Annotated in this window: 16 protein-coding genes; 4 read left to right on the forward strand and 12 right to left on the reverse strand. The window is 71.2% G+C overall.

The window, feature by feature from the left end; translation table 11 throughout:
* Positions 1-12: 12 nt before the first annotated feature.
* Entirely contained in the window at positions 13-561 is a 549-nt protein-coding gene (locus tag AB0C82_RS13690; RefSeq protein ID WP_362840306.1) for a sigma-70 family RNA polymerase sigma factor, read from the reverse strand.
* A 116-nt stretch (positions 562-677) separates the two neighbouring features.
* Positions 678-1,838, reverse strand: coding sequence for a glycerophosphodiester phosphodiesterase (locus AB0C82_RS13695; protein WP_362840309.1), 1,161 nt, complete (start codon positions 1,836-1,838; stop codon positions 678-680).
* Between the two features lie 233 nt (positions 1,839-2,071).
* Here AB0C82_RS13695 and AB0C82_RS13700 point away from each other — a divergent pair, with 233 nt between their 5' ends.
* The gene (locus AB0C82_RS13700; protein WP_362840312.1) at positions 2,072-2,743 is read left to right on the forward strand and encodes a lysophospholipid acyltransferase family protein; all 672 of its coding nucleotides are present in this window, start codon (positions 2,072-2,074) and stop codon (positions 2,741-2,743) included.
* Positions 2,744-2,849: 106 nt separating this feature from the next.
* Here AB0C82_RS13700 and AB0C82_RS13705 read toward each other — a convergent pair whose 3' ends face one another.
* Entirely contained in the window at positions 2,850-4,394 is a 1,545-nt protein-coding gene (locus AB0C82_RS13705; protein ID WP_362840315.1) for an MFS transporter, read from the reverse strand.
* Positions 4,391-4,942, reverse strand: a complete 552-nt coding sequence (locus tag AB0C82_RS13710; protein ID WP_362840318.1) for a helix-turn-helix domain-containing protein — start codon at positions 4,940-4,942, stop codon at positions 4,391-4,393. The genes AB0C82_RS13705 and AB0C82_RS13710 overlap by 4 nt, the downstream gene beginning before the upstream one ends.
* Positions 4,943-5,041: 99 nt before the next feature.
* Here AB0C82_RS13710 and AB0C82_RS13715 point away from each other — a divergent pair, with 99 nt between their 5' ends.
* A complete protein-coding gene (locus AB0C82_RS13715; protein WP_362840321.1) occupies positions 5,042-5,551 on the forward strand; it encodes a hypothetical protein in 510 nt (169 codons plus the stop codon).
* Positions 5,552-5,581: 30 nt separating this feature from the next.
* Here the strand turns inward: AB0C82_RS13715 and AB0C82_RS13720 are convergent, their stop codons facing one another.
* The 3 genes from AB0C82_RS13720 to AB0C82_RS13730 form a co-directional block, all read right to left on the reverse strand.
* Entirely contained in the window at positions 5,582-6,553 is a 972-nt protein-coding gene (locus tag AB0C82_RS13720) for an aldo/keto reductase (protein WP_362840323.1), read from the reverse strand.
* Between the two features lie 123 nt (positions 6,554-6,676).
* Positions 6,677-8,104 (reverse strand): argininosuccinate lyase, encoded by a 1,428-nt coding sequence (gene argH, locus AB0C82_RS13725; protein WP_362840326.1) that lies wholly within the window; start codon positions 8,102-8,104, stop codon positions 6,677-6,679.
* Between the two features lie 118 nt (positions 8,105-8,222).
* A complete protein-coding gene (locus tag AB0C82_RS13730) occupies positions 8,223-9,416 on the reverse strand; it encodes an argininosuccinate synthase (protein ID WP_362840328.1) in 1,194 nt (397 codons plus the stop codon).
* A 297-nt stretch (positions 9,417-9,713) separates the two neighbouring features.
* On the opposite strand from AB0C82_RS13730, the gene AB0C82_RS13735 reads away from it, so the two are divergent.
* Positions 9,714-10,319 (forward strand): pyridoxamine 5'-phosphate oxidase family protein, encoded by a 606-nt coding sequence (locus tag AB0C82_RS13735; RefSeq protein ID WP_362840331.1) that lies wholly within the window; start codon positions 9,714-9,716, stop codon positions 10,317-10,319.
* 64 nt (positions 10,320-10,383) lie between these two features.
* Entirely contained in the window at positions 10,384-11,085 is a 702-nt protein-coding gene (locus AB0C82_RS13740; RefSeq protein WP_362840333.1) for a L,D-transpeptidase family protein, read from the forward strand.
* 8 nt (positions 11,086-11,093) lie between these two features.
* On the opposite strand, the gene AB0C82_RS13745 is transcribed toward AB0C82_RS13740, so the two are convergent.
* The 5 genes from AB0C82_RS13745 to argC are packed head-to-tail and all read right to left on the reverse strand — an operon-like array spanning position 11,094 to position 15,942.
* Positions 11,094-11,630, reverse strand: coding sequence for an arginine repressor (locus AB0C82_RS13745; protein ID WP_018515284.1), 537 nt, complete (start codon positions 11,628-11,630; stop codon positions 11,094-11,096).
* A gap of 25 nt (positions 11,631-11,655) precedes the next feature.
* Positions 11,656-12,852, reverse strand: coding sequence for an acetylornithine transaminase (locus AB0C82_RS13750; RefSeq protein WP_362840336.1), 1,197 nt, complete (start codon positions 12,850-12,852; stop codon positions 11,656-11,658).
* A complete protein-coding gene (gene argB / locus AB0C82_RS13755) occupies positions 12,849-13,766 on the reverse strand; it encodes an acetylglutamate kinase (RefSeq protein ID WP_362840339.1) in 918 nt (305 codons plus the stop codon). The genes AB0C82_RS13750 and argB overlap by 4 nt, the downstream gene beginning before the upstream one ends.
* Positions 13,763-14,917: a bifunctional glutamate N-acetyltransferase/amino-acid acetyltransferase ArgJ gene (gene argJ / locus AB0C82_RS13760; RefSeq protein WP_362840342.1), complete on the reverse strand. Its 1,155-nt coding sequence runs from the start codon at positions 14,915-14,917 to the stop codon at positions 13,763-13,765. The genes argB and argJ overlap by 4 nt, the downstream gene beginning before the upstream one ends.
* Positions 14,914-15,942 (reverse strand): N-acetyl-gamma-glutamyl-phosphate reductase, encoded by a 1,029-nt coding sequence (gene argC, locus AB0C82_RS13765; protein ID WP_362840345.1) that lies wholly within the window; start codon positions 15,940-15,942, stop codon positions 14,914-14,916. The genes argJ and argC overlap by 4 nt, the downstream gene beginning before the upstream one ends.
* Positions 15,943-16,595: the final 653 nt, after the last annotated feature.

The raw sequence follows: 16,595 nt of genomic DNA on the forward strand, positions 1-16,595 counted from the left end.
TCCGCCGGTTGTCTACCGCTCCTTTCCCCGCAGTTCAGGAGCTACAACCTCCGCCGCGAGCATTCTGCGCAGACATCCAAGGCATCGGGAACGCATCGGACCCAAACTCCCCTGTGACATACCCAACCTTCCTGCGATTTCCCGGTAGGTCGGATCGGCGGGGGACAGCATCGCGTCCAGCAGCCGCGCGCACCCGTCGGGCAGCCGTTCCACGGCCGTGCGTAACACCCGCCGGGTGTCGGCGCCGAGGGCCGTGCGCTCCGGGCAGCCGTACGGGCCCGCGGCGGGCTCCGCGCTGCCGTACGGGTATTCGTGACGGGCCGTCCGCCGGGTCCTGCGCGCCTCCGCCCGTACGGCGTCGCGCACCCAGCGGGCCGGTTCGGCGGGCGCGCCCTGTGCGTCGAGGCGCTCGAAGAGCCGCAGCCACACGGCCTGTTCGAGATCTGCGGGGTCGGCCGACGCGGACTGGGCCTCGGCCCTCGCCTCTGCGCGGATCAGTGGGAGCAGCGCGCGGACGACGGCCGGACCGGCCGGGGGCGGGGCATGATCGATAAGCGTCATGCCCCACCCGACGTGCCGGATCGGCGGCCGGTTGCCGTCCGCGCGCGGTGCCACCCGACCGGGGTCCGGCCGGCCGGGTGCTGACGCCGCGTGACGGCGTCTCGCTCCGCCGGGGATCAGTCCCGGGCGAAGTCGGCGGCGGCGAGCAGCGCGGTGTCCGGGTTGTCGGAGAAGACGCCGTCGATGCCCGCCTCGAAGTACGTGCGGAGAGCGCCGAACGCGTCGCCGTACGCGGCGGGGTCGCTGCCCCGGCGGAACTCGGCGGGCAGGAAGCTGTTCTCGTTGCGCATCGTGTAGGGGTGCAGGATCAGGCCCTCCCGGTGTGCGTCCCGCACGAGGGTGGTCGGCGTGGTGAGCCGTCCGGCGCCGTCCCTGGGGATGATCAGGTCCAGCGTCGGGCCGATGCCCTGGGCGAAGGAGGCCATCCACTTCAGGCCGGCGGGCCGGACAAGCTCGGCGACGGTACGCGGGTCGCCGGTCTCCACGAAGTCCCAGGGGCGCGTCGCGGCACCCGACAGCAGGACGACACGCGGGGTGGCGACGAGCTTCGCCAGCCGCTGCATCGAGCTCGGCTCGAAGGACTGGAGGATGAGCGGGGAGTTGGCGCGGTGGCGGCCGTGGCGGCGCAGCAGCCGGGCCAGCGGCTCCTCCAGGCCGAGGCCGAGGGACCGGAAGTACGTGGGGTGCTTGGTCTCGACGTACAGCCAGACGGGCGCGCCGCGCCTGCGTCCTTCCCGGTCGGCCCAGCGAAGGACCTCCTCGAAGGTGGGAACCTCCCAGCGGCCGTCGTAGAGGGTGTTCTCCTGGCGGGTGCCGGGGATGCGCTCCTTGGCCCGCAGCGTCTTGAGCTCGGCGAGGGTGAAGTCCTCGGTGAACCAGCCGGTGAACGAGACGCCGTCGACCGTCTTCGTCGCTCTGCGGCTCGCGAACTCGGGGTGCTCCGCCACGTCCGTGGTGCCCGTGATGTCGTTCTCGTGGCGGCAGACGAGGTGCCCGTCCTTCGTCGGCACGAGGTCCTGCTCGATGATGTGCGCGCCCATGTCCAGGGCCAGCTGATACGCGCCGATGGTGTGCTCGGGCCGGTAGCCGCTCGCTCCCCGGTGGCCGATCACGGTCGGGACGGGCAGCTCGCGGTAGCCGCCCCGGCCCGTGGCCCGCCCGTCCGTGCCGCGCTCGGTGGCGGCGGCCGTCCCGGTGATGCCGAGGGCTGCCGTGCCGAGCACCGCGGCCCCCAGGAGGGTCCGCCGGCCGGGGCTCGTGTGCGCACGCTCTGTCATGAATGCTCCTCGCTGTGAAGTCCGGCACCTGGTCCAGCGAGGCCCGATCGTAGGCAGCTACGCCATCCGGGGGGCAGCGTCTGGACGAACGTGGCGGAAACACACGTCAACACTGCGTATCCGGTTCGTGAACCCGATGTGCGATCAGGCAGTACCCGCGAGTATCGTCCTCACCTGCACGGACCTTCATTCGCACCCGCCCCGGCCGCCCGGCCACGACACCGGAGGAACCGTTGTCCCGTCTCACGGTCATCAAGGCAGTGCTCGGACCGATCCTGCGCCTGTTGTTCCGCCCACAGGTGGAAGGCGCCAAGAACATCCCCGGGACCGGGCCGGTGATCCTCGCGGGCAACCACCTCACGTTCATCGACTCGATGATCATGCCGATCTGCTGCGACCGGCCGGTGTTCTACATCGGCAAGGACGAGTACGTCACCGGCAAGGGTCTCAAGGGCAAGCTGATGGCCTGGTTCTTCACGGGCTGCGGAATGATCCCGGTGGACCGGGACGGCGGTCGCGGCGGTGTCGCCGCGCTGATGACGGGCCGCCGGATCCTGGAGGAGGGCCACGCCTTCGCCATCTACCCGGAGGGCACACGCTCCCCCGACGGCCGCCTCTACCGGGGCCGTACGGGCATCGCGCGGCTGACCCTGATGACGGGCGCGCCCGTGGTCCCGTTCGCGATGATCGGCACCGACAAGCTTCAGCCGGGCGGCGCCGGCCTTCCCCGCCCGGGCAAGGTCACGGTGCGCTTCGGTGAGCCGATGGAGTTCTCGCGCTACGAGGGCATGGACCGCGACCGCTATGTGCTCCGTGCGGTGACCGACTCGGTGATGGCCGAAGTGATGCGGTTGTCCGGTCAGGAGTACGTCGACATGTACGCCACGAAGGCCAAGGCCGCGTGAGCTGACAGGCTCCGCGTCGTCCGTACGTGAGGGCCCGTACCCCGGTCGGGGGTACGGGCCCTCACGAGTTTGCGGCGTCGCCCACCCGGCGGTTCGCGGACACCGTCTACGGGTGCTCGACACCGTCCTCCAGCTTCTGGTCCCTCAGCAGGAACCAGGCGGCCACGGCCGTCGCCAGGAGGACGGCGGCGCCGATGCCCGCTGCATACCTCAGCCCTTCGACGAAGGCCTCCTGGGCGGCGGCCACCAGGGGTCCCGCCTGGGCGGCGGGAAGGCTGGAGGCCGCTTCGACGGCGCCGCCCAGCGATTCGTGGGCGGCCGACGCCGTATCGGAACCGACGCCCGCCGGGGTCTCGAAGCCCTGGTAGACGCCCGTGACGATGGAGCCGAGCAGGGCGATGCCGAGGGCGGCGCCGAGTTCGTACGCGGTCTCCGACACGGCGGACGCGGAGCCGGCCTGCTCCTTGGGGACGGTGGAGAGGATGACGTCGGCGGTCACGGTGAAGGCGAATCCGGCGCCGACTCCCACGACCAGCAGCATCGCGCCGAGCATCGGGTAGCCGGTGTCCTTGCTCAGGAGCGTCACCGAGGCGAGCGCCACCCCGACGGCGGCCAGTCCGCCCGTCACCACCGAGCGTACGGAGTAGCGGCGGGCCGCCACTCCGGCCATGAGCCCCGCGGCCACCGCGCCGATGGCCGCGGGCAGCTCGGCGAGACCGGCCTCCAGCGGCCCGCGGCCCTGGACGAGCTGCAGGAACTGCGAGAGGAAGAAGACCAGTCCCGCCAGACCGAGGATGGTCAGCAGGTCGGCGAGGACCGCGCCGGAGAAGCCCCGGTGGTGGAAGAGCCGCATGTCCAGCAGCGGCGCGGGGAGCTTCAGCTGCCTGCGGACGAACCAGGCGAGCGCCGCCGCTCCGACGACGGCCGAGGCGGCCACCTCCAGGCTCCCGCCGTGGGCGGCCAGCTCCTTGATGGCGTACACGATGCCGATCATGCCGACCAGCGAGAGTCCGACACTGACGAGGTCCCACGGGCCCGGTGCCGGGTTCTTGGATTCGGGGATCAGCTTGATGCCGACGACCACCAGAACCGCCATGACCGGAAGGTTGATGAGGAAGACCGAGCCCCACCAGAAGTGTTCGAGCAGGAAGCCGCCCATGACGGGGCCGACCGCCGCGCCTGCGGAGGCCATGGCGCCCCAGATCCCGACGGCGAGGCTGCGCTCGCGCGGGTCGTGGAACAGGTTGCGGATCAGGGCGAGCGTGGAGGGCATCAGGGTGGCGCCCGCGACCCCGAGCAGCGCCCGGGCCAGGATCATCATCTCCGGGCTGGTCGCGTAGGCGTTGAGGACCGAGACCGCGCCGAAGGCGACGGCGCCGGTGAGCAGCAGCTTCTTGCGGCCGATGCGGTCTCCGAGGCTGCCCATGGAGACCAGCAGTCCGGCGATGACGAAGGAGTAGACGTCACCGATCCAGAGCAGCTGGGTCCCGGTCGGCGCGAGGTCCTCGCTGAGAAACGGCGTCGCCAGGCCGAGGACCGTGGCGTCGACGGCCACCAGCAGCACGGCGAGGACGAGGACGGAGAGCGCGATCCACCGTCCCGGGCGGCGCACGATCTCCGCGGTGGGCGGTGTCCGGACGATGCTGCTCATTGCTCCACGCTCCGGCGGGCTCCGCCGAGCAACAGCTCGACGATCATGTACTGGAAGTCCTTGGGTGCGACTCTGCCGACCTGTACGGCCCAGGCGCCGGTGCCGATCAGCCCGTAGAGGGCCTCGGTCAGCCAGGCGGGCGTGAGGTCGATGCGGAACTCGCCGCGTTCCTGGCCGCGCCGGAAGAAGGCGGCGACGCGGGCGTCGAGCCGGTTCCATCCCTCGTTCACCTCGTCACCCTCGAAGAGCTGGTTCTCGGTGACGAGGAAGGAGAGGAGGCCGGCGCTGGGTTCGACGGCGGCCACGAAGCGGCGCAGGCCGTCCTGCGCGCTGCCCTCGTCCAGTGCCGCGGCGTCCAGGGCGGCCTCGAACTCCTGGATGCCCAGGTTCTCCAGCGCTTTGACCAGGGCGTCCCGCCCGGCGAAGTGGCGGTGCAGCGTGGCGCGGCCGATACCGGCGGCCTTGGCGACCTCGTCCATGGTGGCGGTGGATTTGTGGGTCAGCAGTGCGGCGGCGCTGCGCAGCACCTGCTCACGGTCCAGAGTCATGAGACAACCATAACCCGTATGAGACATAACTGTCTCATTGATTGTTCGGCGGCCTCGCCGTGGGGCGCCCTGCCGTGCGGCTGCGGGCACCATGGGGCCATGAAGCCGCTGTTGCTCATCGACATCGACGGTCCGCTCAACCCGTATCTCGCCCTGTCCCGTCCAGCGGCGCCTGACGGCTTCCGCAAGTACCTGATGCGGCCGTCCGGGTGGACGGAGGGCCCCGCGCTGCCGGTCCTCCTCAATTCCGGGCACGGCGGCGCACTGCTGGACCTGGCCGACCGGTACGAACTGGCCTGGGCCACGACGTGGATGGCCGAGGCCAACGAGTGGATCGCCCCGCTGCTCGGGCTGCCCGAGCTGCCGTACATCCGGTGGCCCTCGTACGGCGCCGGCATCGCACCCGCCGGCGTCTACTGGAAGACGCCTCCTGTCGTGGAGTACGCGGCCGGGCGGCCGTTCGCCTGGATCGACGACGAGATCACCGAGCCGGACCGGACGTGGGTGGCGGCCCATCACCCGGCCCGGTCGCTGCTGCGGCGGATCGATCCGTGGGTCGGTCTCGAACAGGACGACTTCGACGAGCTCGCCGCGTGGGCCGCGGACTGACCCTGCGGCGGGCTCGGTACGGACGCGGGCTCAGCTCCAGGGCAGCGAGGCGCGATGGCGCCAGTACGCCTCGGGCTCCTCGACCAGTGCGTCGAGCCGGGCCCGCCGCTCCTCGTCGAGGTCGACGAGGGCGGCGTGGAGGTTTCCGGAGAGCTGGGCGACCGTGGCCGCGCCGGAGAGGACGACACCGGCCCACGGCTGGTGCAGGATCAGCGCGAGCGCGACGGCGTCACTGTCGAGACCCGCCTCGGCCGCGATCTCCCGTACGACGGCGGGGGCTTCGGTGCCCGCGAGCCGGCCGTTGGCCATGCCCTCCTTGACGATCACGGTGAGCCCGGCGTCATGGGCCTCGGCGAGCGCGGCTCCCGCGGAGGTCTCCAGCACGTTGTAGGTGGCCTGGACGGTACGGAAGAGGGGCGCGCCGTCGACGGTGACGGCGAGCGCCGCCCGGATGGTCTCGGCCTGCCCAGGCCCGCTGGTGGAGAGTCCGACGGTAAGACCCTCGGCTGCGTGCTCGGCGAGGCGCGTGTGCAGTTCCTTGTCGGTGAGGGCCGGACTGTCGGCGGTCACGGAGTGGATCTGGTAGAGGTCGAGCCGGTCCCCCAGCAGGGCCCGGGTCTCGGCATGCTGGCGCTCGTAGGTGGCGAGGCCGTGGTCCTTGGTCTCGTGCTCCTCGGCGTCCACCCGCCAGCCGGCGGTGTAGGTGTAGCCCCACTTGCTGCCGATGACGACGTCGGTGACCTCGGGCCTGGCCGTCAGCCAGTCGGCGAGGAACTCCTCGGAGCGGCCGTAGGAGCGGGCCGCGTCGTAGTAGCGGACGCCCTGGGCGTACGCGGCGTCGAGGAGCTCGTGCGTACGGGCCCGCAGGGCCTCCACGCCGCGGTCCTCCGGGAGGTCCCGGTCGCGGTGGAGGTTGATGTAGCCGGGTCTGGCGACGGCGGCCAGGCCCAAACCGAAGTGGGCGGTCGGGGTCGTGGCGGTGGCCAGCCTGGCGAAGGGCATCGCGGGCTCCTCGTTGTCGGGTCGGTACTCCTTCCCGTCCAACGTAGCCCGCGACGCCGTTCCTACACCTGGGGTCTTTCGTTCGTCTCACCCCGCGAGCCCGGGTGAGCCGAACGAGAGGACCTAACGGCGGGCGGCCGCCCAGGCGTGCTGTGTCGCGAGGTCGTCCTTCACCTCGGCGAGCTGGACCGCCACGGCTGACGGCGCCGTACCACCGCGGCCGTCACGGGAGGCGAGGGCGCCCTTGACGTTGAGGACACCGCGGACCTCGGGGGTGAGGTGCTCGGAGATCTTCGCGAACTGCTCGTCGGTGAGCTGGTCCAGCTCGATGCCGTGCCGCTCGCACTCCTTGACGCAGCCGCCCGCGACCTCGTGAGCGACCCGGAACGGGACGCCCTGCTTGACCAGCCACTCGGCGATGTCCGTGGCGAGCGAGAAGCCGGCCGGGGCCAGCTCCTCCATGCGCTCCCGGTTGACGGTGAGCGTCGCCATCATGCCGGTGAAGGCGGGGAGCAGGACTTCGAGCTGGTCGCAGGAGTCGAAGACCGGCTCCTTGTCCTCCTGGAGGTCGCGGTTGTACGCGAGCGGGAGGGCCTTGAGCGTGGCCATCAGGCCCGTCAGATTGCCGATGAGACGCCCCGACTTGCCGCGCGCCAGCTCGGCGATGTCCGGGTTCTTCTTCTGCGGCATGATCGAGGAGCCGGTGGAGAAGGCGTCGTGCAGGGTGACGAAGGAGAACTCCTTCGTGTTCCAGATGATGACCTCCTCCGCGATGCGCGAGAGGTTGACGCCGATCATCGCGGTGATGAAGGCGAACTCGGCGACGAAGTCCCTGGAGGCCGTGCCGTCGATGGAGTTGGCGACGGAGCCGCGCTCGAAGCCGAGGTCGGCCGCGACGGCCTCCGGGTCCAGGCCGAGGGAGGAGCCGGCCAGCGCGCCGGAGCCGTACGGCGAGACGGCGGTCCGCTCGTCCCACTGCCGCAGCCGCTCGGCGTCCCGGGACAGGGACTGCACGTGGGCGAGGACGTGGTGGGCGAAGAGGACGGGCTGGGCGTGCTGGAGGTGCGTACGGCCGGGCATCGCCACGTCCGGATGGGCCTCGGCGAGACCGACCAGGGCGTCCTGGAGTTCGGCGACGAGGCCGCCGATGATCCGGGCGTGGTCGCGCAGGTACATCCGGAAGAGCGTGGCGATCTGGTCGTTGCGGGACCGGCCGGCGCGCAGCTTGCCGCCGAGGTCCGGGCCGAGGCGCTCCAGGAGGCCGCGCTCCAGCGCGGTGTGGACGTCCTCGTCGGCGATGGTGCCGGTGAACGAGCCGTCGGCCACGTCGGATTCGAGCTGGTCGAGGCCGCTCTGCATACGCGAGAGCTCGTCCGCGCTGAGCAGGCCCGCCTTGTTGAGGACGCGCGCGTGGGCGCGGGAGCCGGCGATGTCGTACGGCGCGAGCCGCCAGTCGAAGTGGACGGAGGCGGACAGCTTCGCCAGCGCCTCGGCCGGGCCGTCGGCGAAGCGGGCGCCCCAGAGGCGTACGTCGCTGGTGTTGCTGCTCACGGTTGCTCCTTGTTGTGCGATGGGGCGGGGCGGGGACTTCTCCCCACCCCGCCCCTTCCCGAATCGGGGGCTCCGCCCCCGGACCCGCTCCTCGGACGCAGGAGGGGCTGAAAGTGTGTCAGGCCAGGTCGCGCCGGGCCGCGATCTTCGAGGAGAGTCCGAAGATCTCGATGAAGCCCTGCGCCTTGGACTGGTCGAACGTGTCGCCCGAGTCGTAGGTGGCGAGGTTGAAGTCGTACAGCGACTGCTCGGACTTCCGGCCGCTGACGACGGCGCGGCCGGCGTGCAGGGTCATCCGGATGTCGCCGGTGACGTGCTGGTTGGCCTCGTTGATGAAGCCGTCCAGGGCGCGCTTGAGCGGGGAGAACCACAGGCCGTCGTAGACCATCTCGCCCCAGCGCTGCTCGACCTGCCGCTTGTAGCGGGCCAGCTCGCGCTCGACGGTGACGTTCTCCAGCTCCTGGTGCGCGGTGATCAGCGCGATCGCGCCGGGGGCCTCGTACACCTCACGGGACTTGATGCCCACGAGCCGGTCCTCGACCATGTCGATCCGGCCGATGCCCTGGGCTCCGGCGCGCTCGTTGAGCTGCTGGATGGCCTGGAGCACGGTGACGGGCCTGCCGTCGATGGCGACCGGGACGCCCTCCTTGAAGGAGATGACGACCTCGTCGGCCTCGCGCGGGGTGGCCGGGTTCTGCGTGTACTCGTAGATGTCCTCGATCGGCGCGTTCCAGATGTCCTCCAGGAAGCCCGTCTCGACCGCGCGCCCGAAGACGTTCTGGTCGATGGAGTACGGGGACTTCTTGGTGGTCGCGATCGGGAGGTTCTTCTCCTCGCAGAAGGCGATCGCCTTGTCACGGGTCATCGCGTAGTCGCGGACCGGGGCGATGCACTTCAGGTCGGGACCGAGCGCGGAGATGCCGGCCTCGAAGCGGACCTGGTCGTTGCCCTTGCCGGTGCAGCCGTGGGCCACGATGCCGGCGTTGTGCTTCTTGGCGGCGGCGACCAGGTGCTTGACGATCGTCGGCCGGGAGAGCGCCGAGACCAGCGGGTAGCGGTCCATGTAGAGGGCGTTGGCCTTGATCGCCGGGAGGCAGTACTCGTCGGCGAACTCGTCCTTCGCGTCCGCGACCTCGGCCTCGACGGCGCCGCAGTCGAGCGCGCGCTTGCGGATGACGTCCAGGTCCTCGCCGCCCTGGCCGACGTCCACGGCAACGGCGATGACCTCGGCGCCCGTCTCCTCGGCGATCCAGCCGATGGCGACGGAGGTGTCCAGGCCGCCCGAGTAGGCGAGTACGACGCGCTCGGTCACGGGTTTCTCCTTACGGTGCAATCACTGATGGGTATAACTATGCAGTGCACCGTATGCTTTGTCAAAGCTCCAGGTCAGGGAGGTAGGGATAGCGGGGCGGTCGCCGGACTCGGCGAGTGGGGCGCCCCGGACGCCAGCCCGTTCGATGAGCGCCGGCTACGCGCCCGCCTCGCTCCGGAGCGGCAACCGGCCCAGGCGGCCGCACAGCGCCTGCTGCCTGCACGCGACCGGTGCGGCGATCGTCCCGCGGGCCGAAGTGCGCCTGACCGGGCGGCCGTCGGGCACGATAATGCCCGCATGGGAAAAACATACGAACGTATTGACGGACGGCTCAGGGCCTTCATCGAGGAGCAGCACATCTTCTTCGCGGCGACCGCCCCCCTCGACGCGGAGGGCACGGTCAACCTCTCCCCGAAGGGGGTGAGCGGATCGTTCGCCGTACTCGACGAAAGGACCGTGGCGTACCTGGACTTCGCGGGGAGCACGGCGGAGACCATCGCCCACCTCCGGGAGAACGGCCGCGTCACGCTGATGTGGTGCGCGTTCCAGGGGCCGCCGAACATCGTCCGGGTGCACGGCCGCGGGGAGCCGGTGTTCCGCGACGACCCCCGCTTCGGCGAGCTGCTGAGCCACTTCCCTACCGTGGACCCCACGGCGCACGGACTGCGGGCGATCATCGTGGTGACGGCCGGGATGATCCGGGACTCGTGCGGGTTCGCTGTGCCGTACATGTCGTACGACGAGGACCGCTCGCTGCATGCCGACCGTTTCCGGCGCGACGACGACGCCAGTCTCAGCGCCTACTTCGAGAAGAAGCCGGACATCGCCACGAGCATGGACGGACTGCCGGGGCTTCCGTTGCCGCTGCCGCCCCTGCCGGTGCCGGTGCCGCCCGCCGGGTGACGCACTGGGCCGTACGGAGCAGGCGCGGTGGGGGGCCGGCCGCCGCGCCCGTACGGTCCGGATCATGCGCAGACTTCTGGTCAACGGTTCGCTGGTGCTGGCTCTGCTGGGCTCGGTCGCGGCCGCCGGTCCCGGCGCGCCGCCGCTTCCGGAGCGGCTGGCCGACACGGGCGGCGGCTCCCAGCTGATCACGGCCGAGGCACCGTCCGAGGGTTCCACCACCGGCACGGTGACCTGGTGGGAGCGGCGGCGGGGCGGGTGGACAGAGGCGGGGTCGGCGCCCGCACGCTTCGGCGCGAAAGGCCTGACCGAGGGCAGCACGCGCACCCAGGGCACGAACACCACGCCCACCGGTCTGTACGACCTGCCGTACGCCTTCGGGATCGAGCCGGCCCCGGCCGCGACCCGCTATCCGTACCGTCGTGTCAACGACCGTTCCTGGTGGTGCCAGGACAACGGCGCCCGCGCCTACAACCGGTGGGTGGAGCCGCGGCCCGACGACTGCCGGGCCGCCGAGGCCGAACATCTGGTCACGTACGGCACGCAGTACGCGCACGCGCTCGTCATCGGGTTCAACTACGAGCAGCCGGTGCGGGGCCGTGGCGCCGGAATCTTCCTCCATGTCAACGGCCGCGGAGCGACCGCCGGTTGTGTCTCCGTACCGGCGGACGCCATGCACCGGATCCTCGCCTGGGCGGATCCGGCCCGCCGTCCTCACATCGCGATCGGGACCCGCTCGGGGCCGACGGCGATCACGCGCTACTAGGCCTGTCGTCAGCGGTCGTTCTGGGCGAGGCGCAGGAGGTGGTCGGCCAGTGCCTGGCCGCCCGCCGGGTCGCGGCTGATCAGCATCAGGGTGTCGTCGCCCGCGATGGTGCCCAGGATGTCGTGCAGTTCGGCCTGGTCGATGGCCGAGGCGAGGAACTGTGCCGCCCCCGGCGGCGTACGCAGCACCACCAGATTGGCCGAGGCCTCCGCCGAGATGAGCAGTTCGGCGGACAGCCGCCGCATCCGCTCCTCCTTGGCGGAGCCGCCCAGCGGTGCCTGCGGGGTGCGGAATCCGCCCTCGCTCGGCACCGCGTAGATCAGTTCGCCCCCGGTGTTACGGATCTTCACCGCGCCCAGCTCGTCGAGGTCGCGGGAGAGCGTCGCCTGGGTGACGCTCAGCCCGTCGTCGGCGAGGAGCTTGGCCAGCTGGCTCTGCGAGCGCACCGGCTGCCGGTTCAGGATGTCCACGATCCGGCGGTGGCGGGCCGTGCGGGTCTGCGGCACGGACGGCCCGCCGTGCTCGGTTTCCTGCGCCTCGGTCATCGTCGTCGCCTCATTCTCCGGATCGTCATGCTCCGGATCGTCCGTCCCCGTATGCCGCGTCGAGAGCACCTGGCAGGACCCGCAGGAACGCGTCCACCTCCGCGTCGCCGATGATCAGCGGCGGCATGAGCCGTACGACATCGGGGGCGGGCGCGTTGACCAGGAGTCCGGCTCTCTGGGCCGCCTGCTGCACCTGCGGTGCGAGGGGTCCGGTGAGCACGATACCCAGCAGCAGGCCGGAGCCGCGGACGTGGGAGACCAGGGGGTGGCCCAGGCCCTCCACCGCGTCCCGGATCTTCTCGCCGAGCCGCTTCACGTTGTCCAGGGTGCCGTCGGCGGCGAGCGTGTCCAGGACGGCGAGTCCGGCCGCGCAGGCGATGGGGTTGCCGCCGAACGTCGTGCCGTGGTGCCCGGGCTTCAGCAGGCCGGCCGCAGGACCGAACGCGACGGTGGCGCCGATCGGCAGACCGCCGCCGAGGCCCTTGGCCAGGGTGACGAGGTCGGGCTCGACCCCCTGGTGCGCCTGGTGCTCGAACCAGTGGCCGCAGCGGCCGATACCGGTCTGCACCTCGTCGAGCACGAGCAGGGTGCCGGTGGCCCGGGTGATCTCCCTGGCGGCCTCCAGATAGCCCTTGGGCGGGACGACGACGCCGATCTCGCCCTGGATCGGCTCGATGATCAGCAGCGCGGTGTCGGTGGTCACCGCGGCCCGGAGCGCCTCGACATCGCCGTACGGGACGTGGGTGACGTCACCGGGCAGCGGGACGAACGGCTCGCGCTTCTTGGACTGGCCCGTGAGGGCGAGCGCGCCCATCGTCCGGCCGTGGAACCCGCCGTCGGTGGCCACCATGTGCGTGCGTCCGGTCAGCCGGCCGATCTTGAAGGCGGCTTCGTTGGCCTCGGCTCCGGAGTTGGAGAAGTAGACCCTGCCCGGGCGGCCGAGGAGCTGGAGCAGCCGTTCGGCCAGCGCGACGGGCGGTTCGGCGATGAAGAGGTTCGACACGTGTCCGAGGGACGCGATCTGGGTGGAGACGGCCTCGACGACGGCGGGGTGGGCGTGGCCCAGCGCGTTCACCGCGATACCGCCGACGAAGTCGAGGTACTCGGTGCCTTCGGCGTCCCAGACGTGGGCGCCCGCGCCGCGGACCAGGGGCAGTTGCGGGGTGCCGTAGTTGTCCATCAGCGCGCCCTGCCAGCGCTGCGAGAGTTCCTCGTTGCTCATGACTCCCCCTCGGTGTCCGTCGGTGCGTCGGGCACGACCATCGTGCCGACCCCCTCATCGGTGAAGATCTCCAGCAGGATCGAGTGCTGGACCCGGCCGTCGATGACGCGGGCGGTCTCGACGCCGTTGCGTACGGCGTGGAGGCAGCCCTGCATCTTGGGGACCATGCCGCTCGACAGGCTGGGCAGCAGCTTCTCCAGCTCCGTGGCGGTGAGCCTGCTGATCACGTCGTCGCTGTTGGGCCAGTCCTCGTAGAGGCCCTCCACGTCGGTGAGGACCATCAGTGTCTCGGCGTTCAGCGCGGCGGCGAGCGCGGCGGCGGCGGTGTCCGCGTTGACGTTGTAGACGTGGTTGTCGTCGGCGGAGCGCGCGATGGAGGAGACGACCGGAATCCGGCCGTCGTCCAGGAGGGCCTGTATGGCGCCCGTGTCGATCGCGGTGATCTCGCCGACCCGGCCGATGTCGACGCTTTCGCCGTCGATGACGGGCCGGTGCTGGACGGCGGTGATGGTGTGGGCGTCCTCGCCGGTCATGCCGACGGCGAGCGGGCCGTGCTGGTTGAGGAGACCGACCAGCTCGCGCTGGACCTGTCCGGCGAGCACCATCCGTACGACGTCCATCGCCTCGGGCGTGGTGACCCGGAGACCGGCCTTGAACTCGCTGACGAGGCCCTGCCTGTCGAGCTGGGCGCTGATCTGCGGGCCGCCGCCGTGCACGACGACGGGCTTGATACCGGCCTGGCGCAGGAAGACGACGTCCTGGGCGAAGGCCGCCTTGAGCTCCTCGTCGATCATGGCGTTCCCGCCGAACTTGATGACGACGGTCTTGCCGTTGTGCCGGGTGAGCCAGGGCAGCGCCTCGATGAGGATCTGCGCCTTCGGGAGTGCGGTGTGCTTCCGCGCCGGGGTGCTCATGAGCTGTACGCGCTGTTCTCGTGGACGTACTCCGCGGTCAGGTCGTTGGCCCAGATGACGGCCGACTCCGTGCCTTCGGAGAGGTCCGCGGTGATCCTGACCTCGCGGTACCGCATGTCGACGAGCTCACGGTCCTCGCCCACGCTTCCGTTCTTGCAGACCCAGACGTCGTTGATGGCGACGTTCAGCCGGTCCGGTTCGAAGGCTGCCCCGGTGGTGCCGATCGCGGAGAGGACGCGGCCCCAGTTGGGGTCCTCGCCGTGGATGGCGCACTTGAGGAGGTTGTTACGGGCGATGCTCCGGCCGACCTCGACGGCGTCGTCCTCGGTGGCGGCGTTGATCACCTCGATGCGGATGTCCTTGGAGGAACCCTCGGCGTCGCCGATCAGCTGACGGGCGAGGTCGGCGCAGACGGCCCGTACGGCCTCGGCGAACTCGTCCTGCGGGGGCGTGATCCCGCTCGCCCCCGAGGCGAGCAGCAGCACCGTGTCGTTGGTCGACATGCAGCCGTCGGAGTCGACCCGGTCGAAGGTGGTACGGGTCGCGTCGCGGAGCGCGGCGTCGAGCGCCGGGGCCTCCACGTCGGCGTCGGTCGTGAGGACGACCAGCATGGTGGCGAGGCCGGGGGCGAGCATTCCCGCGCCCTTCGCCATGCCGCCGACCGTCCAGCCGCCCTGCGTGGCGACACCGGTCTTGTGCACCGTGTCGGTGGTCTTGATGGCGATGGCGGCCTTCTCGCCGCCGTGCTCGCTGAGTGCGGCCGCGGCCTGCTCGATGCCCGGCAGCAGTTTGTCCATGGGGAGCGGCAGGCCGATGAGGCCGGTCGAGGCGACCGCGATCTCTCCCGCGCTGTGCCCTTCGAGCACCTCGGCCGCCTTCTCGGCGGTGGCGTGGGTGTCCTGGAAGCCCTGGGGGCCCGTGCAGGCGTTGGCGCCACCGGAGTTGAGGACGACGGCGGTGACCTCGCCGCCCTTGAGCACCTGCTCCGACCAGAGGACGGGGGCGGCCTTCACGCGGTTGGAGGTGAAGACGCCCGCGGCGGCGCGACGCGGCCCGTCGTTGACCACGAGGGCCAGGTCCGGCTGGCCGCTCTCCTTGATTCCGGCGGCGATGCCGGCCGCCGAGAATCCCTGTGCTGCCGTGACGCTCACGGTGCGACTCCGATCGTGGAAAGACCTGTGTCCTCGGGGAGCCCGAGGGCGATGTTCATGCTCTGCAGGGCGCCGCCCGCGGTGCCCTTGGCGAGGTTGTCGATGGCGCTGATCACGATGATCCGGCCCGCGGCCTCGTCGTGGGCGACCTGGATCTGTACGGCGTTGGAACCGTGGACGGACGCTGTGGCGGGCCACTGCCCCTCGGGGAGCAGATCGACGAACGGCTCGTCCGCGAAGGCCTTCTCGTAGGCGGCGCGCAGCGACGCGGCGTCCACGCCCGGCTTCGCCTTCGCGCTGCAGGTGGCGAGGATGCCCCGGGGCATGGGGGCGAGGGTCGGCGTGAAGGAGACGGTCACCGGCTCACCGGCGGCGGCGCTGAGGTTCTGGATCATCTCGGGCGTGTGCCGGTGGCCTCCGCCGACGCCGTACGGGGTCATGTTGCCCATCACCTCGGAGCCGAGGAGGTTCGGCTTGAGCGCCTTGCCCGCTCCGGAGGTCCCGGACGCCGCGACGACGACGGCCTCGGGCTCGGCGAGCCCGGCCGCGTACGCGGGGAAGAGTGCGAGGGAGACGGCGGTCGGGTAGCAGCCGGGCACCGCGATGCGCTTGGAGCCCCGCAGCGCGCTGCGGCCGCCGGGCAGCTCGGGCAGCCCGTAGGGCCAGGTGCCGGCGTGCGGCGAGCCGTAGAACGTCTCCCAGTCGGCGCTGTTCCTCAGCCGGAAGTCGGCGCCCATGTCGACGACGAGCACCTCGTCCCCCAGCTGCTCGGCGACGGCCGCGGACTGGCCGTGCGGGAGGGCGAGGAAGACGACGTCGTGCCCGGCGAGCACCTCGGCGGTGGTCGGCTGGAGCACCCGGCCGGCGAGCGGCCGCAGATGCGGCTGGAGGGACCCGAGCTGCTGCCCCGCGTTGGAGTGCGCGGTGAGGGCCCCGATCTCGACCTGGGGATGGGCCAGCAGGAGTCGGAGCAGTTCCCCGCCCGCGTATCCGCTCGCCCCTGCCACCGCTGCGCGTACCACCATCGAAATCCTCCTCGTCGATGGCATGACTATACGCAGCGCTGCACTTTTATGCAAAGATCCGGTCGTTTACGCACTCCGGGCGGATCGGGACGAGGGCTCCCGGCAGCCGCCCAAGGCTCGCGCTCCTGCGGACGGTCGGCGTGGGGTTCACCTCGGCGAGCTGTCTCGCGACGGCTCGCCGAGATGAACCCGAGCGGTCGGCGATCAGTCGCACCGGCCGCACGGGTAGCCGCGCCGCGCGGCGGACCGGAACCTCGCCGGCGCCGGTACGGGCGCCCACCGGCCGCGGTGCGACCGGTGCGGCGGCGGGCCGTACGGCGACTGCCAGGCCGGCCGTCGGGGTCGCACGGATGGCACGCTCATCCGCCGGGCGGCGGTGAGCTCGGTGGTGTCCCCGTGGTCGGTACAGAACGCGAGGAGTCGGGTATCGAGGGACGTGTGGTCCGCGTCGAGGCGGAATGGGCCGTTCCCCGGGACGCGCTCGGAGGCGCACCCGTGGCATCGGCGGAGAACGGTCAGCAGGCGGGTGGGCACGGCCACCCGGTTCTTGGACACAGAAATACACCGGTTCCGGTGAGAGGACCGCAGCGGAAAGGAGCGCGGCGCACGGGTGCGACGCGCGACGGATCAGCGCTCGGGTGGTCTCACTCTGT

Source organism: Streptomyces sp. NPDC048560, assembly GCF_040650955.1.
In the GTDB taxonomy this organism is placed as follows: domain Bacteria; phylum Actinomycetota; class Actinomycetes; order Streptomycetales; family Streptomycetaceae; genus Streptomyces.

Excerpts from the sequence above, each read along its gene's own strand:
- AB0C82_RS13695 (WP_362840309.1), bottom strand. The coding sequence starts at position 1,838 with ATGACAGAGCGTGCGCACACGAGCCCCGGCCGGCGGACCCTCCTGGGG.
- AB0C82_RS13740 (WP_362840333.1), top strand. The coding sequence starts at position 10,384 with ATGCGCAGACTTCTGGTCAACGGTTCGCTGGTGCTGGCTCTGCTGGGC.
- AB0C82_RS13750 (WP_362840336.1), bottom strand. The coding sequence starts at position 12,852 with ATGAGCAACGAGGAACTCTCGCAGCGCTGGCAGGGCGCGCTGATGGAC.
- AB0C82_RS13715 (WP_362840321.1), top strand. The coding sequence starts at position 5,042 with ATGAAGCCGCTGTTGCTCATCGACATCGACGGTCCGCTCAACCCGTAT.
- argB (WP_362840339.1), bottom strand. The coding sequence starts at position 13,766 with ATGAGCACCCCGGCGCGGAAGCACACCGCACTCCCGAAGGCGCAGATC.
- AB0C82_RS13720 (WP_362840323.1), bottom strand. The coding sequence starts at position 6,553 with ATGCCCTTCGCCAGGCTGGCCACCGCCACGACCCCGACCGCCCACTTC.
- AB0C82_RS13690 (WP_362840306.1), bottom strand. The coding sequence starts at position 561 with ATGACGCTTATCGATCATGCCCCGCCCCCGGCCGGTCCGGCCGTCGTC.
- AB0C82_RS13745 (WP_018515284.1), bottom strand. The coding sequence starts at position 11,630 with ATGACCGAGGCGCAGGAAACCGAGCACGGCGGGCCGTCCGTGCCGCAG.
- argC (WP_362840345.1), bottom strand. The coding sequence starts at position 15,942 with ATGGTGGTACGCGCAGCGGTGGCAGGGGCGAGCGGATACGCGGGCGGG.
- AB0C82_RS13710 (WP_362840318.1), bottom strand. The coding sequence starts at position 4,942 with ATGACTCTGGACCGTGAGCAGGTGCTGCGCAGCGCCGCCGCACTGCTG.
- AB0C82_RS13705 (WP_362840315.1), bottom strand. The coding sequence starts at position 4,394 with ATGAGCAGCATCGTCCGGACACCGCCCACCGCGGAGATCGTGCGCCGC.
- AB0C82_RS13735 (WP_362840331.1), top strand. The coding sequence starts at position 9,714 with ATGGGAAAAACATACGAACGTATTGACGGACGGCTCAGGGCCTTCATC.